The organism is Helicobacter pylori (genome assembly GCF_900120335.1).
Classification (GTDB): domain Bacteria; phylum Campylobacterota; class Campylobacteria; order Campylobacterales; family Helicobacteraceae; genus Helicobacter; species Helicobacter pylori_BU.
In genome coordinates this window covers 567,301-581,105 of the sequence record NZ_LT635477.1, presented here as the reverse complement: position 1 = coordinate 581,105, position 13,805 = coordinate 567,301, and the positions used below count along the sequence as shown (strand labels likewise).

The window sequence follows — 13,805 nt, the reverse complement described above, 5'->3', positions numbered from 1 at the left end:
AAAAATTTGCTAGAATGGAAGAATTTTAAGAAGAAAAGAAACTAAGAAATGAGCCTTTTTGAAGAAATCAAATGCAACGCTAAAGATGGCTAGAGAAATGGTTAGACAAGGTGGGCACATGAAGCGTTCTAAAAATAGTTTGGTTTGTGTGTGCCATACTTAATTATAGTATGTATTTGTAATTAAGCGTTTGTGATCCGCATGGGAAACAAAATGGAAAACAAATCAATAGGACAGATTTTCAAAGAGAGTCTCAAAAAAAGTTTCTTTAGTGGTTTATGGAGTTGCTTAAAATGGAGCTTTATTCTCACTCTGATCAGCTTGGGTTTGTTTCTGCTTGTTTTTAGGTTTCAACCTGAGACGATTAAAAAATACATCAAAGATCCTAAAGATCTACAATTCTACGACGACTTGAGAAAGAAAAATGGTTGGGACAAGTAGGTTTATTGTTCCTAAAATTATGTCAGTTGTCAAACAAAAGCGTCGGTTTTGATTTAAATTATAAAGTAGCGCTTGTATGAATAGTATAAAAATACTTTTTTTTGATATACTCAAACGATTGATTTCAATTTGAAAGGAAACGCATGAAATTTTTTACAAGAATCACTGACAGCTACAAGAAAGTTGTAGTAACTTTAGGGCTAGCGATAACAGCCAATCCTTTAATGGCTGTCAACAGTCCTGCAACAGGCATTACTGAGACTAAAACTTTGGTGGTTCAGATCATTTCTGTTCTAGCGATCGTAGGTGGTTGCGCTCTAGGAGTTAAAGGTATAGCGGATATTTGGAAAATCTCTGATGACATCAAAAGAGGTCAAGCGACTGTTTTTGCTTACGCGCAGCCCATAGCTATGTTAGCGGTGGCAGGTGGCATTATCTATTTGAGCACTAAGTTTGGCTTCAATATTGGCGAAAGTGGAGGAGCTAGCTAAATTGATTAATAATAATAGTAATAAAAAACTGAGAGGCTTTTTTTTGAAAGTTCTCTTAAGTCTCGTTGTTTTCAGTTCGTATGGGTCAGCCAATGATGACAAAGAAGCCAAAAAAGAAGTGCTAGAAAAAGAAAAAAACACTCCCAATGGGCCTGTTTATACGAATTTAGATTTTGATAGTTTCAAAGCGACTATCAAAAATTTGAAAGACAAGAAAGTAACTTTCAAAGAAGTCAATCCCGATATTATCAAAGATGAAGTTTTTGATTTCGTGATTGTCAATAGAGTCCTTAAAAAAATAAAGGATTTGAAGCATTACGATCCCATTATTGAAAAAATCTTTGATGAAAAGGGTAAAGAAATGGGACTGAATGTAGAATTACAGATCAATCCTGAAGTGAAAGACTTTTTTACTTTCAAAAGCATCAGCACGACCAACAAACAACGCTGCTTTCTGTCATTGCGCGGGGAAACAAGAGAAATTTTATGCGATGATAAGCTATACAATGTCTTATTGGCCGTATTCAATTCTTATGACCCTAATGATCTTTTGAAACATATTAGCACCATAGAGTCTCTCAAAAAAATCTTTTATACGATTACATGTGAAGCAGTGTATTTATAAAGAGAGGGGTGTTTGTGGCAAGCAAGCAGGCTGATGAACAAAAAAAGCTAGTTATAGAGCAAGAGGTTCAAAAGCGGCAGTTTCAAAAAATAGAAGAACTTAAAGCAGACATGCAAAAAGGTATTAATCCCTTTTTTAAAGTCTTGTTTGATGGGGGGAATAGGTTGTTTGGTTTCCCTGAAACTTTTATTTATTCCTCCATATTTATATTGTTTGTAACCATTGTATTATCTGTTATTCTTTTTCAAGCCTATGAACCTGTTTTGATTGTAGCGATTGTTATTGTGCTTGTAGCTCTTGGATTCAAGAAAGATTACAGGCTTTATCAAAGAATGGAGCGAGCGATGAAATTTAAAAAACCTTTTTTGTTTAAGGGCGTGAAAAACAAAGCGTTCATGAGCATTTTTTCCATGAAGCCTAGTAAAGAAATGGCGAATGACATCCACTTAAATCCAAACAGAGAAGACAGACTTGTGAGCGCTGCAAATTCCTATCTAGCGAATAACTATGAATGTTTTTTAGATGATGGGGTGATCCTTACTAACAACTATTCTCTTTTAGGCACAATCAAATTGGGGGGCATTGATTTTTTAACCACTTCCAAAAAAGATCTCATAGAGTTACACGCTTCTATTTATAGCGTTTTTAGGAATTTTGTTACCCCTGAATTCAAATTTTATTTTCACACTATTAAAAAGAAAATCGTTATTGATGAAACCAATAGGGATTATGGTCTTATTTTTTCTAATGATTTCATGCGAGCCTATAATGAGAAGCAAAAGAGAGAAAGTTTTTATGATATTAGTTTTTATCTCACCATAGAGCAAGATTTATTAGACACTCTCAATGAACCCGTTATGAATAAAAAGCATTTTGCAGATAATAATTTTGAAGAGTTTCAAAGGATTATTAGAGCCAAGCTTGAAAACTTCAAGGATAGGATAGAGCTTATAGAAGAGCTACTGAGTAAATACCACCCCACTAGATTGAAAGAATACACCAAAGATGGCATTATTTACTCCAAACAATGCGAGTTTTATAATTTTTTGGTGGGAATGAATGAAGCCCCTTTTATTTGCAACCGAAAAGACTTGTATCTCAAAGAAAAAATGCATGGAGGGGTGAAAGAAGTTTATTTTGCTAATAAGCATGGAAAAATCTTGAATGATGATTTGAGTGAAAAATATTTTAGCGCTATTGAAATTAGTGAATACGCCCCTAAATCACAGAGCGATTTGTTTGATAAAATCAACGCTCTAGACAGCGAATTTATCTTTATGCATGCTTACTCGCCTAAAAACTCACAAGTTTTAAAGGACAAACTAGCTTTCACCTCTAGAAGGATTATTATTAGTGGAGGCTCCAAAGAGCAAGGCATGACTTTGGGTTGCTTGAGCGAATTAGTGGGTAATGGTGATATTACGCTAGGCAGTTATGGTAATTCTTTAGTGCTGTTTGCTGATAGCTTTGAAAAAATGAAACAAAGCGTTAAGGAATGCGTCTCTAGTCTTAACGCTAAAGGTTTTTTAGCCAACGCAGCGACTTTCTCTATGGAAAATTACTTTTTTGCCAAACATTGCTCTTTTATCACGCTTCCTTTTATTTTTGATGTAACTTCTAATAATTTTGCTGATTTCATAGCGATGAGAGCGATGAGTTTTGATGGCAATCAAGAGAATAACGCTTGGGGTAATAGCGTGATGACGCTAAAAAGCGAGATCAATTCGCCTTTTTATTTGAACTTCCACATGCCTACTGATTTTGGTTCAGCTTCAGCAGGACACACTTTGATACTTGGCTCAACCGGTTCAGGTAAAACAGTGTTTATGTCCATGACTCTAAATGCTATGGGGCAATTTGCCTATAATTTTCCTGCTAATGTCAGCAAAGATAAACAAAAGCTCACTATGGTCTATATGGATAAAGATTATGGCGCTTATGGGAATATTGTCGCAATGGGTGGGGAGTATGTCAAGATTGAGCTAGGGACAGATACAGGATTAAATCCTTTTGCTTGGGCGGCTTGCGTGCAAAAAACAGATGCAACAATGGAGCAAAAACAAACGGCTATTTCTGTTGTCAAAGAGCTTGTGAAAAACCTAGCGACCAAAAGCGATGAAAAAGATGAAAATGGCAACAGCGTCTCTTTTAGCCTAGCCGATTCTAACACGCTTGCAGCGGCAGTAACCAACCTTATCACAGGAGATATGAACCTAGATTATCCCATCACTCAACTTATTAACGCTTTTGGAAAAGACCATAATGATCCTAATGGGCTTGTCGCGCGATTAGCGCCTTTTTGCAAATCAACCAATGGTGAATTTCAATGGCTTTTTGATAATAAAGCAACAGATCGCTTAGATTTTTCAAAAACGATTATTGGCGTTGATGGGTCAAGTTTCTTAGACAATAATGATGTTTCGCCCTTTATTTGTTTTTATCTTTTCGCTCGTATCCAAGAAGCAATGGATGGGCGTAGATTTGTCTTAGATATTGATGAAGCTTGGAAATATTTAGGCGATCCAAAGGTCGCTTATTTTGTAAGAGACATGCTAAAAACCGCAAGGAAAAGAAACGCTATTGTTAGACTTGCGACTCAAAGCATCACTGATCTTTTGGCTTGCCCTATTGCTGATACGATTAGAGAACAATGCCCTACAAAGATTTTTTTGAGAAACGATGGGGGTAATCTTTCTGATTACCAAAGATTAGCTAATGTTACAGAAAAAGAATTTGAAATCATCACTAAGGGGCTGGATAGGAAAATCCTCTACAAACAGGATGGAAGCCCTAGCGTTATCGCTAGTTTTAATTTGAGAGGCATTCCTAAAGAATATTTGAAAATTTTATCCACAGATACTGTATTTGTCAAAGAAATTGACAAGATTATCCAAAACCATAGTATCATAGATAAATATCAGGCCTTGAGGCAAATGTATCAACAAATAAAGGAGTATTAAAATGAAACAAAGTTTGCGCGAACAAAAATTATTGAAAATTTTGGAAAATGATGTCTTGACGATTTTGGATAGTTTTTCTAATTACCTTTTTGAACTGAGAGAAGAATTGGACTTCATAGAAGAAGAAATGGAAGGTGAAATCACTGAACAAAACCTTACCGCTCTTTATGATTTTTCTAATTTCTTAGAAGACCATGTCAATGTGTTTTATGAGAATGTTTTGAATATAGACGATGTCAAAACAGAACACCTTTATTCAGGTCTCATAGATAGTCTTAACGCTAATCTTCACTTTGTCAAGTCATTTCTCAGTAATCAGGATTTAGACTTCCGCTTTTTTAAAGAAATAAACGAAGGGCAAGATCCCCAAAAAACATTATCAAGATTAATTCCTCTTCAAAGTGGGAAAAATGATGCAAGCTCGTTTAAAGCCAATAATTCTTTTGTTTCATTAGTTTATGTTTATGCTTACTTCATGCTAGAAACTATCAGGCAGTCGTATAGGATTCTCAGATTACTAGAAAAACCTATCAATAACAACATAAGCGAGGACATGCAGAGCGATATAGAGAATTTTTTTGTTCAAGCGAATTTTTTAGAATACTATGTTCAGAACAAAATATACCCAACCAATCATGCCTATGACTTCACACATTTGATCATGGACTCCATTATTCCTAATTGGATTCAAACTGATATGAGCGTTGAAGCTAAAAAGAAAGAGCTTTTTGAAAAATATTTTCAAAACATTGATGAAGTAACAAACAAAATGCTCGATCAAGAAAATCAAAACAAAAACAGCGATTGAGCGGTGTTAATGCGCTAGAATAATGCTAAAAATAAGAATAAAGGAGTCAAAAGTATGAAAACGAACTTTTATAAAATTAAATTACTATTTGCTTGGTGTCTTATCATTGGCATGTTTAACGCTCCGCTTAACGCTGACCAAAACACGGATATCAAAGATATTAGTCCTGAAGATATGGCGCTAAATAGCGTGGGGCTTGTTTCTAGAGATCAGCTAAAAATAGAGATCCCTAAAGAAACCCTAGAGCAAAAAGTGGCCATACTCAATGACTATAATGATAAGAATGTTAATATCAAGTTTGACGACATAAGTTTAGGGAGTTTCCAACCTAATGATAATCTAGGCATCAATGCGATGTGGGGCATTCAAAATCTTCTCATGAGCCAAATGATGAGCGATTACGGTCCAAACAATTCTTTCATGTATGGCTATGCGCCAACATACTCAGATTCATCGTTTTTACCACCGATCTTAGGGTATTAACTAGGGGGTATTAACATGGCAGGCACACAAGCTATATATGAATCGTCTTCTGCAGGATTCTTATCGCAAGTTTCCTCAATCATCTCAAGCACAAGTGGTGTCGCAGGGCCATTTGCAGGAATAGTAGCGGGTGCTATGACAGCAGCGATTATTCCTATTGTTGTGGGATTTACTAATCCGCAAATGACCGCTATCATGACCCAATACAATCAAAGCATCGCTGAAGCTGTAAGCGTGCCTATGAAAGCCGCTAACCAACAATACAACCAATTGTATCAAGGTTTTAACGATCAAAGCATGGCTGTGGGGAACAATATCTTAAATATCAGCAAATTAACAGGGGAATTTAACGCGCAAGGCAACACGCAAGGCGCGCAAATTAGTGCTGTCAATAGTCAGATTGCAAGCATTTTAGCGAGTAACACTACCCCTAAAAATCCTAGCGCTATTGAAGCTTATGCGACGAATCAAATTGCTGTTCCTAGCGTGCCAACAACGGTTGAAATGATGAGCGGTATATTAGGTAATATTACAAGCGCAGCACCAAAATACGCCCTAGCTCTACAAGAGCAACTGCGTTCTCAAGCAAGCAACAGCTCAATGAATGATACAGCCGATTCCCTTGATAGCTGTACCGCTTTAGGCGCGCTTGTTGGCTCATCAAAAGTGTTTTTCAGTTGCATGCAAATTTCTATGACTCCTATGAGTGTTTCTATGCCCACTGTTTATGCCAAATACCAAGCGTTAGCCACTAATGCCCTAACTTCAGGCGTTAATCCTATGACCACCCCTGCATGCCCTATTGGGGACAAGGTTCTTGCCGTTTATTGCTATGCTGAAAAAGTAGCAGAAATTTTGAGAGAATACTATATAGAATTTGTGAAAAACAATACCAATTTGTTGCAGAACGCTTCTCAAATGATACTCGGTCAATCAGGATTGGCTACTAGCACCTATGACACTCAAGCGATTTCTAACATAAGCTCGCTATATAATTACAATATAGTAGCGAATAAATCTTTTTTGAAATCGCATTTGACTTACCTTGATTACATCAAAGACAAGCTTAAGGGGCAAAAAGATAGCTACTTAACAGAAAGGGTGCAAACTAAAATAATCGTGAAGTGAGGAAAGAGATGTGAAATGTTTTTTAAGCATATTTTCTTTCTTGACTTTTTGTGGCTTGTCTTTGGATGGTGCAGGGGCAGTAATAACGCTTGAACCTGCCTTAAAAGCCATTCAGGCGGACGCACAAGCCAAACAAAAAACCGCTCAAGCCGAATTAAAAGCCATAGAGGCTCAGTCTAGTGCCAAAGAAAAAGCCATTCAAGCGCAGATAGAGGGAGAATTGAGGACTCAGCTTGCAACCATGAGCGCTATGTTAAAAGGGGCTAATGGCGTTATCAATGGTGTCAATGGCATGACAGGGGGTTTTTTTGCAGGTTCAGACATCTTGCTTGGCGTCATGGAAGGGTATTCAAGCGCGCTTAGCGCATTGGGGGGGAATGTCAAAATAATCGTGGAAAAACAAAAAATTAATACCCAAACAGAAATCCAAAACATGCAAATCGCGCTCCAAAAAAATAACGAAATAATCAAGCTCAAAATGAATCAGCAAAACGCTCTCTTAGAAGCGTTAAAAAACAGCTTTGAACCGAGCGTTACTCTAAAAACACAAATGGAAATGCTTTCTCAAGCTCTAGGAAGTTCTTCTGATAACGCTAAATACATCGCTTACAATACGATCGGCATCAAGGCGTTTGAAGAAACCTTAGAAGGTTTTGAAACATGGTTGAAAGAGGCTATGAAAAAAGCGACCCTTATTGACTACAATTCCCTAACAGGTCAGGCTTTGTTTCAAAGCGCCATCTATGCGCCTGCTCTTAGTTTTTTTTCAAGCATGGGCACACCATTTGGAATCATTGAAACATTCACTCTAGCGCCCACAAAATGCCCCTATCTTGATGGGCTAAAAATTTCAGCATGCCTTATGGGGCAGGTTATTCAGAATTACAGAATGATTGTAGCCCTTATTCAAAATAAACTGAGTGATGCAGATTTTCAAAATATCGCTTATTTGAATGGGATCAATGAAGAAATCAAAACCTTAAAAGGATCAGTAGATTTGAACGCGCTCATAGAAGCTGCTATCTTAAACGCAGAAAATCATTTAAACTATATAGAGAATCTTGAAAAAAAAGCTGACCTTTGGGAAGAACAACTGAAATTAGAGAGAGAAACGACAGCAAGAAACATTGCTAACTCTAAAGTTATTGTCAAATGAAAACACTCGTGAAAAATACCATATTTTCTTTTTTGCTATTGTCTGTTTTGATGGCAGAAGATATAACAAGCGGCTTAAAGCAACTGGATAGCACCTACCAAGAGACCAACCAACAAGTGCTCAAAAACTTAGATGAGATTTTTTCAACCACTAGCCCTAGCGCTAATGATAAAATGGGTGAAGAAGATGCTCTAAACATCAAAAAAGCGGCCATGGCTTTGAGAGGAGATTTAGCGTTATTGAAAGCCAATTTTGAAGCGAATGAGTTATTTTTCATCTCAGAAGATGTGATTTTTAAGACTTATATGTCTAGCCCTGAACTTTTATTAACCTATATGAAAATCAATCCCTTAGACCAAAAGACTGCTGAGCAGCAATGCGGAATATCCGATAAAATTTTAGTTCTTTATTGTGAGGGGAAGCTGAAAATCGAGCAAGAAAAACAAAATATAAGAGAGCGTTTAGAAACTTCTCTAAAGGCGTATCAGAGCAACATTGGAGGTACAGCTTCTTTAATCATTGCTTCACAGACGCTTGTAGAAAGCCTAAAGAATAAAAATTTCATCAAAGGAATCAGAAAGCTTATGTTAGCTCACAACAAGGTCTTTTTAAATTATTTAGAGGAGTTGGATGCATTAGAAAGATCCCTAGAACAAAGCAAGCGACAATACCTACAAGAAAGGCAATCAAGTAAGATCATTGTCAAATGATTTTCTGAGATGACAAGCTATGATTCCTTATTTTTGGGATTTGTTTCTCTAGTTGTTTTTTGAGCTAATAATTTGGATCGCTATTTTTTTCCATGAGCGATGCTTTGTTCTATTTGATTAATGACGCTATTGGGCAGTTCGGATTTAGAGCGATTGTTTGAGAATGTTGCATCTTTTGCTTCATTTTCTTTTGTATCAGTAGTGCCAAACTCGCTTGCATTTGTAGTATCTTGGTAGTTATTTTCTTGCTCCATTTCTTTTTTTCTCTTCTCACAAATAGCGCACGAAGCTATAAGAAAGGTTCTATTGTTGTTGTTATTGAGAGCGAGTTTTAAACCATTCAGGTGTTGTCTAGAAAACTTGTTATTTTCTGTCTCTATTTCTTGAATTTTTTCTAATAAGGGGGCAAGAATTTTTTGATCCTTGATGTCTTTGATCAAACACTTTCTTAACCCATCATAATCGTTGCTTGAAATAATACACTTATTGATAACGATTTCAATTTCAGGCGTTCTCCACTCATCAGGCACAAGCGGAGTAGCAGGTTTCACAAAAGCTTCATTCACCTTATTGATCATCTCATCAAAGTTATCATCTTTATTAGATTTGGTTTCAGTGGAAGAATTGCCATTAGGGTTGTCATTCAAAGGGTTAGCGTTAGTTTCGTTTAATTCTTGCAATCCTCTGTGCTTAGCCGCTTTTTTTTGAACAGAAGAGTTGTTCTTTTTTTCAAACGCTTCAATATTCTTTTGAATTTGCTCTACTCTCGCCCTATCATTCCGTAATTTTTCTCTCAAAGCGTTAGTGGCGAATTCTTTTTCCTCTTTTGTAATTTCTTTGTCGTCATGTCTTTGATAGAGTGTTTTGATTTTTTTAAAGCCTAAAGCCACTAATTCTTTGTATTCACTCGGTAATAATGCCGTATTGATAGCGTTTAAGCCCCCATAAATAACCAAAGAATAAAGAGCGACAGAACCTAATTTTTTGAAGATACTTTTCAAGATCGTCTCCTTTCCTATTCAAAGGGGTTATTCTTGGCAACATTGTTTCGGTATGCAGAAACCACTGTTTTGAAGAAATTAAATATCTTGTAGTGTTCTTTTTGCATAGTTGTTTTGTCGCTCATCATAGGATCGCTATCTACGAAGATATTGTATTCATTAGTCTTTTTTAATATAGATTTTTTGGATTGGGTATCAAAATTGAAGCTGTCTAAAACCAACAAACACAATTTTTGTTTTTGAGCGAAACTCAATTTTTGGTTGGTGAAGTTTTTAGTCAAAGTATTCAATTCCACATCATCTTTGACATTTTTCAACAAGTTAGAAAAAGCTTCATAGCCCCTTAAATATTTCTCATTGATCTTATCAATCGCCATGCTAAACGCCAAGCGTTCCGAGTTAAAAATAAGCGTGTTGGTGGCTTTTTGGGCAATATCTTTTGCTTTGGAGTCAAATTTGTTTCTTTCAAGTTGCAAGTAATAATCTATATTATCCAATTCTTTTCTGCTCAACAGATTAGAAATGTTATTGGAATATTCTTCAATCGCTTGCTTGTAAGATAAAGCTAATCGGCTCGCTTTTTTGTTTTGCTCTTCATCTAAAGAAAACACACCCATTTGAAGCAAAGCCTGAGCCTTATCTTTAGTGGTAGCGGTAGTTTTTTTAAAAATACTGCTCGTTTTCACCTGGGGGTAGTAATAACTCAAACGCTCCTTATCTTCTTTGGTGAATGTTTCTTGGTTTAAAACATAGGCATAAGGGTTAGGAAGAAGTTTCTTATAAAGAGGGTTATCTTTTAAGGCTTGCTCTAGATCACCATAAGCCTTTGACTTAGCAGTAAGGATTTTACCTCTTGTCTCTTTCTCTAGAGCCTCTTTTTCTTTTTTGTATTTGTTTTCTAAATCTAAAAGGACTTTAGCTCTGTAATCCACAAGCTCTTTGATTTTTTGTTTTCTAAAAACCAAGTCTTCTAAGAAATCATGCGTATTGTTTAAGAGCTTCTTGCGAGCTTTAAGAGCGTCTTCTTTTGCAGCCACTTCTTCTTGTTCTTTTTTTATCTCGTTGAAAAATGAACCAAACTGCTCCACATTAGCCGACAAAATTCCAAACGCAACCAATGAGCTAAAAACGATTTTTGCAAGCATCTTATAGTTTTTGTAACCTTAAATTTTCAAAAAATACCAACATATTTTACCACAATTTCCACAAAACTATGGATCAAAACTTTTCCATATTCAAAAGGTAAGTAAAATCTAGGTCTTTGAGTATCAAGTTAATAAAATAATAGCTCATTTTTGAAAAATAATAGATCACATCTGAGCGTGTTTAGCTAGTATTCAAAAAAGTTTTTGATTGGATCAGATTAGGGATTATTGAAATCATAAAAATTCAAAAGGGCTTTTTCCATTTTTTGGTATAACAATAACATTACCTTTCTTAATATAGTGTTATGTTTTTCTTGCTTGTATGCGGCTTGTTGGTATTTTTTAAGTTTCTCTTAAAGTTATTTTTATACAATGGATTGGTGTTTTTTGGATAGAAACTCCTTTATTCCTTGATAGGTGTTTTCTATTCTTTGTTTGACATAAATAAACAAATCGTTGGTTTGTGTTATATCACATGTTAGTATCAGCATAGTAGGGTATTCTTTGGGATTTTGAGCTAGATTAAGGTGGTTTTGTAAAATACTTATTATTTCCTATGCTCCTTTGCTCCTTTATAGGTTCACCGCCTTGAACTAGTTCTTTCAAAACCAAAATGAAACGACCGATTAGCAAATTAAAACAAAACTTTTTACAATTCAAACATTCTTTCAACAAACATTTAGATAAGTACAGCCTTTATTATAGGCTGTTCAATATCAGCTCTATCGTTATAGGTTTTTTAATAGCGCTTTTTTCTTATGGGGCAGGGGTGATTTTAGTTTATCCAATATTATTCTTGTTTGCTCTTATAATAAAACCTAGCTTTTTTTATTACACTACTTACCTTTTGCTACTCGTTTCTCTCAGCATAATAAGCAAATACTATCTCCTAAGCCACGCAAATTTCACAATGAAGCTAATCATGCTTATGACTCAATGGCAAAATTGGTTCTTATGATTCGTTCAAAAATTTCTCAAGACTTGATTTAGAGAAATTTCTTTATTTCCACACATTAGCATAAAACCTTACTAACTAAAAACTAAAATCTTTTTAAGCGCATGCGCAAAGCTAGCTTATTTGAAAAAACCAATCGATTTTTGGTATTCAAATCCTAAAACCCCATGATTTTAAATTTAAATGAGCGTTTTTTAAAAATAATTATGCATCTAGTGTGTTAGTGATTTGTTTTTGATATGGTGGTGGTTTTCCAAATTAATATTGAGAAAAATTTGCTATAATTAGGAGATAAAAACAAAAAGAATATGGCTTGTTTGGTGGCAAAATATTTGATTTGTTTGCGATTGGTGGTTGCTTATCGCTTGATTTCATGAGTAATCTTAGATTCAAGAATTTTCTTAGTAGCTTTAGGTATGCTATTGTGAAATGCTTCCTACTAAAACACGCATTAGAGATCCGAACAAGCAATAACTTACACAACCGAAAATAAAAGGACTGAGTATGGGAAAAATTTTAGCTTCTTTGTTGGGTGGCGGAATAAATCTTTTTACAGGTTTATCCAATGATTTGTTTTCTATGATATTAAGTTTTTTGTTCTTTCTGATGTTAATGATGGGACTTAATGAAATATTAGGGAAAAAATTCAACTTGCCTATGGACAATATCAAGAATTTTATGGCAGAAGTGCTGAAGAATGGATTCGATAGTATCAAAAACATGGGATCTGCTTTGGTTGGTAATGGTTTTGGTAGCAACAAATCAGACAAAACCACTAATAAAATGAGTGTCTCTCAAGTAAGACTCTAGTGGTGTATTAACTATCTAAAGATGAAATTTTTTCATCTTTCATGCAGAGCTTTGTTTGATCAACAAGGCAATAGATTACTAGCTGAACGTTATGATTTTATTACTTGAGACTCCTTTTTGAAAATGAGTTATCTTGACTCTTTATTTTAGTTGTAACGCATTCTTACAACTTATCTTGCTTAACATTAAAACTTTTTTAAATCGGTTTAGGGCTATTTGTGAAAGCGTTTTTTGTAGGTTTTGAAAAATAGATATGAGAGTGATTGAAGCAATATTTTTATGGTTAAAAAAATAGTTTCTTGCTCTTTGAATTATGACCGCTCTGAAATTTTCACGCAACAGATATTGTATAATTTCAATATAAACCTTTACGATCTGAACAATCTAAAGAGAAACCAAATCCATTGAAGGGATCAAGAGCGATATGAGTAATAACATGCGAAAACTCTTCTTAATGATTGCCAACTCAAAAGATAAGAAAGAAAAACTTATTAAGAGCTTGCAAGAGAACGAACTTTTAAGCACTGATGAAAAAAAGAAAATCATGGATCAAATAAAAACCATGCATGATTTTTTCAAACAGATGCATACAAACAAGGGAGCGTTAGATAAGGTTCTAAGAAATTACATGAAAGATTATCGCGCTGTTATCAAAAGCATTGGTATTGATAAATTTAAAAAGGTTTATCGTTTGCTTGAGAATGAGACTATGGAACTGTTGCATGCGATTACGGAGAATCCTAATTTCTTATTCTCCAAATTTGATCGATCAATTCTTGGAATATTTCTGCCTTTCTTCAGCAAGCCCATCATGTTTAAGATGAGTATTAGAGAAATGGACTCGCAAATAGAATTGTATGATACTAAGCTCCCACTATTGAAATTGTTTGTGATGACAGATGAAGAAGTGAATTTCTATGCTAATCTAAAAACCATTGAACAATATAACGACTATGTTAGGGATTTGCTGATGAAATTTGATCTTGAAAAATACATGGAAGAAAAAGGAGTGCAAAATGCTTGATATGGAAAACGAACAAAAAATCTCGGTGTAACTAACAAAATTCAGTTTGAAAAATATTTGTCTTGGGA

At 35.1% G+C, this 13,805-nt stretch carries 16 protein-coding genes; 13 read left to right on the top strand and 3 right to left on the bottom strand.

Going from position 1 to position 13,805, the window contains the following annotated elements; all coding sequences use genetic code 11:
* Positions 1-213: 213 nt before the first annotated feature.
* The 6 genes from cagB (at position 214) to cagG (ending at position 5,808) form a co-directional block, all read left to right on the top strand.
* Positions 214-441: a cag pathogenicity island protein B gene (gene cagB / locus CS889_RS02885; RefSeq protein WP_000428893.1), complete on the top strand. Its 228-nt coding sequence runs from the start codon at positions 214-216 to the stop codon at positions 439-441.
* A gap of 143 nt (positions 442-584) precedes the next feature.
* Positions 585-932 (top strand): CagC family type IV secretion system protein, encoded by a 348-nt coding sequence (locus tag CS889_RS02880; protein ID WP_089086786.1) that lies wholly within the window; start codon positions 585-587, stop codon positions 930-932.
* A gap of 1 nt (position 933) precedes the next feature.
* Positions 934-1,557 carry a cag pathogenicity island type IV secretion system protein CagD gene (cagD, locus tag CS889_RS02875; RefSeq protein WP_089087379.1) on the top strand — a complete coding sequence of 208 codons (624 nt, stop codon included), beginning with the start codon at positions 934-936 and terminating at the stop codon, positions 1,555-1,557.
* 8 nt (positions 1,558-1,565) lie between these two features.
* The gene (gene cagE, locus CS889_RS02870; RefSeq protein WP_089086785.1) at positions 1,566-4,517 is read left to right on the top strand and encodes a cag pathogenicity island type IV secretion system ATPase CagE; all 2,952 of its coding nucleotides are present in this window, start codon (positions 1,566-1,568) and stop codon (positions 4,515-4,517) included.
* Position 4,518: 1 nt separating this feature from the next.
* Positions 4,519-5,325, top strand: a complete 807-nt coding sequence (gene cagF, locus CS889_RS02865; protein ID WP_000814269.1) for a type IV secretion system chaperone CagF — start codon at positions 4,519-4,521, stop codon at positions 5,323-5,325.
* 54 nt (positions 5,326-5,379) lie between these two features.
* Positions 5,380-5,808 carry a cag pathogenicity island type IV secretion system translocation protein CagG gene (cagG, locus tag CS889_RS02860; protein ID WP_000855886.1) on the top strand — a complete coding sequence of 143 codons (429 nt, stop codon included), beginning with the start codon at positions 5,380-5,382 and terminating at the stop codon, positions 5,806-5,808.
* Here the strand turns inward: cagG and CS889_RS08440 are convergent.
* Positions 5,805-6,005 carry a hypothetical protein gene (locus CS889_RS08440; RefSeq protein ID WP_000562364.1) on the bottom strand — a complete coding sequence of 67 codons (201 nt, stop codon included), beginning with the start codon at positions 6,003-6,005 and terminating at the stop codon, positions 5,805-5,807. The two genes, cagG and CS889_RS08440, sit on opposite strands and share 4 nt — an antisense overlap.
* On the opposite strand from CS889_RS08440, the gene CS889_RS02855 reads away from it, so the two are divergent.
* From CS889_RS02855 to cagL, 3 genes are read left to right on the top strand one after another with little or no spacing between them, the layout of a single operon-like run.
* The gene (locus CS889_RS02855) at positions 5,992-6,936 is read left to right on the top strand and encodes a hypothetical protein (RefSeq protein ID WP_033704647.1); all 945 of its coding nucleotides are present in this window, start codon (positions 5,992-5,994) and stop codon (positions 6,934-6,936) included. The genes CS889_RS08440 and CS889_RS02855 overlap by 14 nt on opposite strands.
* Before the next feature lie 10 nt (positions 6,937-6,946).
* The gene (gene cagI, locus CS889_RS02850) at positions 6,947-8,092 is read left to right on the top strand and encodes a cag pathogenicity island type IV secretion system translocation protein CagI (protein WP_089086784.1); all 1,146 of its coding nucleotides are present in this window, start codon (positions 6,947-6,949) and stop codon (positions 8,090-8,092) included.
* Entirely contained in the window at positions 8,089-8,802 is a 714-nt protein-coding gene (gene cagL, locus CS889_RS02845) for a cag pathogenicity island VirB5 family T4SS-associated adhesin CagL (protein WP_000855256.1), read from the top strand. Before cagI ends, cagL begins: the two co-directional genes overlap by 4 nt.
* An 80-nt stretch (positions 8,803-8,882) precedes the next feature.
* Here cagL and cagN read toward each other — a convergent pair whose 3' ends face one another.
* On the bottom strand, positions 8,883-9,803 hold the full coding sequence (gene cagN, locus CS889_RS02840; protein ID WP_089086783.1) for a cag pathogenicity island type IV secretion system protein CagN: 921 nt from the start codon (positions 9,801-9,803) through the stop codon (positions 8,883-8,885).
* A 14-nt stretch (positions 9,804-9,817) separates the two neighbouring features.
* On the bottom strand, positions 9,818-10,948 hold the full coding sequence (cagM, locus tag CS889_RS02835) for a type IV secretion system apparatus protein CagM (protein WP_000879880.1): 1,131 nt from the start codon (positions 10,946-10,948) through the stop codon (positions 9,818-9,820).
* A gap of 613 nt (positions 10,949-11,561) precedes the next feature.
* Here cagM and cagP point away from each other — a divergent pair.
* The 4 genes from cagP (at position 11,562) to cagS (ending at position 13,737) form a co-directional block, all read left to right on the top strand.
* Positions 11,562-11,906: a cag pathogenicity island protein CagP gene (gene cagP / locus CS889_RS02825; protein WP_000828387.1), complete on the top strand. Its 345-nt coding sequence runs from the start codon at positions 11,562-11,564 to the stop codon at positions 11,904-11,906.
* 310 nt (positions 11,907-12,216) lie between these two features.
* A complete protein-coding gene (locus CS889_RS08435) occupies positions 12,217-12,396 on the top strand; it encodes a hypothetical protein (protein ID WP_079331123.1) in 180 nt (59 codons plus the stop codon).
* Positions 12,393-12,713, top strand: coding sequence for a cag pathogenicity island protein (locus CS889_RS02815; protein WP_228921108.1), 321 nt, complete (start codon positions 12,393-12,395; stop codon positions 12,711-12,713). Before CS889_RS08435 ends, CS889_RS02815 begins: the two co-directional genes overlap by 4 nt.
* Before the next feature lie 424 nt (positions 12,714-13,137).
* On the top strand, positions 13,138-13,737 hold the full coding sequence (cagS, locus tag CS889_RS02810; RefSeq protein ID WP_000069552.1) for a cag pathogenicity island protein CagS: 600 nt from the start codon (positions 13,138-13,140) through the stop codon (positions 13,735-13,737).
* The last annotated feature ends 68 nt before the right edge of the window (positions 13,738-13,805 follow it).

Bases quoted from the DNA above. Each gene is read 5' to 3' on its own strand.
- cagB (WP_000428893.1), top strand. From the start codon at position 214: ATGGAAAACAAATCAATAGGACAGATTTTCAAAGAGAGTCTCAAAAAA.
- CS889_RS02880 (WP_089086786.1), top strand. From the start codon at position 585: ATGAAATTTTTTACAAGAATCACTGACAGCTACAAGAAAGTTGTAGTA.
- cagF (WP_000814269.1), top strand. From the start codon at position 4,519: ATGAAACAAAGTTTGCGCGAACAAAAATTATTGAAAATTTTGGAAAAT.
- cagG (WP_000855886.1), top strand. From the start codon at position 5,380: ATGAAAACGAACTTTTATAAAATTAAATTACTATTTGCTTGGTGTCTT.
- CS889_RS02855 (WP_033704647.1), top strand. From the start codon at position 5,992: ATGACCGCTATCATGACCCAATACAATCAAAGCATCGCTGAAGCTGTA.
- CS889_RS08440 (WP_000562364.1), bottom strand. From the start codon at position 6,005: ATGATAGCGGTCATTTGCGGATTAGTAAATCCCACAACAATAGGAATA.
- cagL (WP_000855256.1), top strand. From the start codon at position 8,089: ATGAAAACACTCGTGAAAAATACCATATTTTCTTTTTTGCTATTGTCT.
- cagM (WP_000879880.1), bottom strand. From the start codon at position 10,948: ATGCTTGCAAAAATCGTTTTTAGCTCATTGGTTGCGTTTGGAATTTTG.
- cagP (WP_000828387.1), top strand. From the start codon at position 11,562: ATGAAACGACCGATTAGCAAATTAAAACAAAACTTTTTACAATTCAAA.
- cagS (WP_000069552.1), top strand. From the start codon at position 13,138: ATGAGTAATAACATGCGAAAACTCTTCTTAATGATTGCCAACTCAAAA.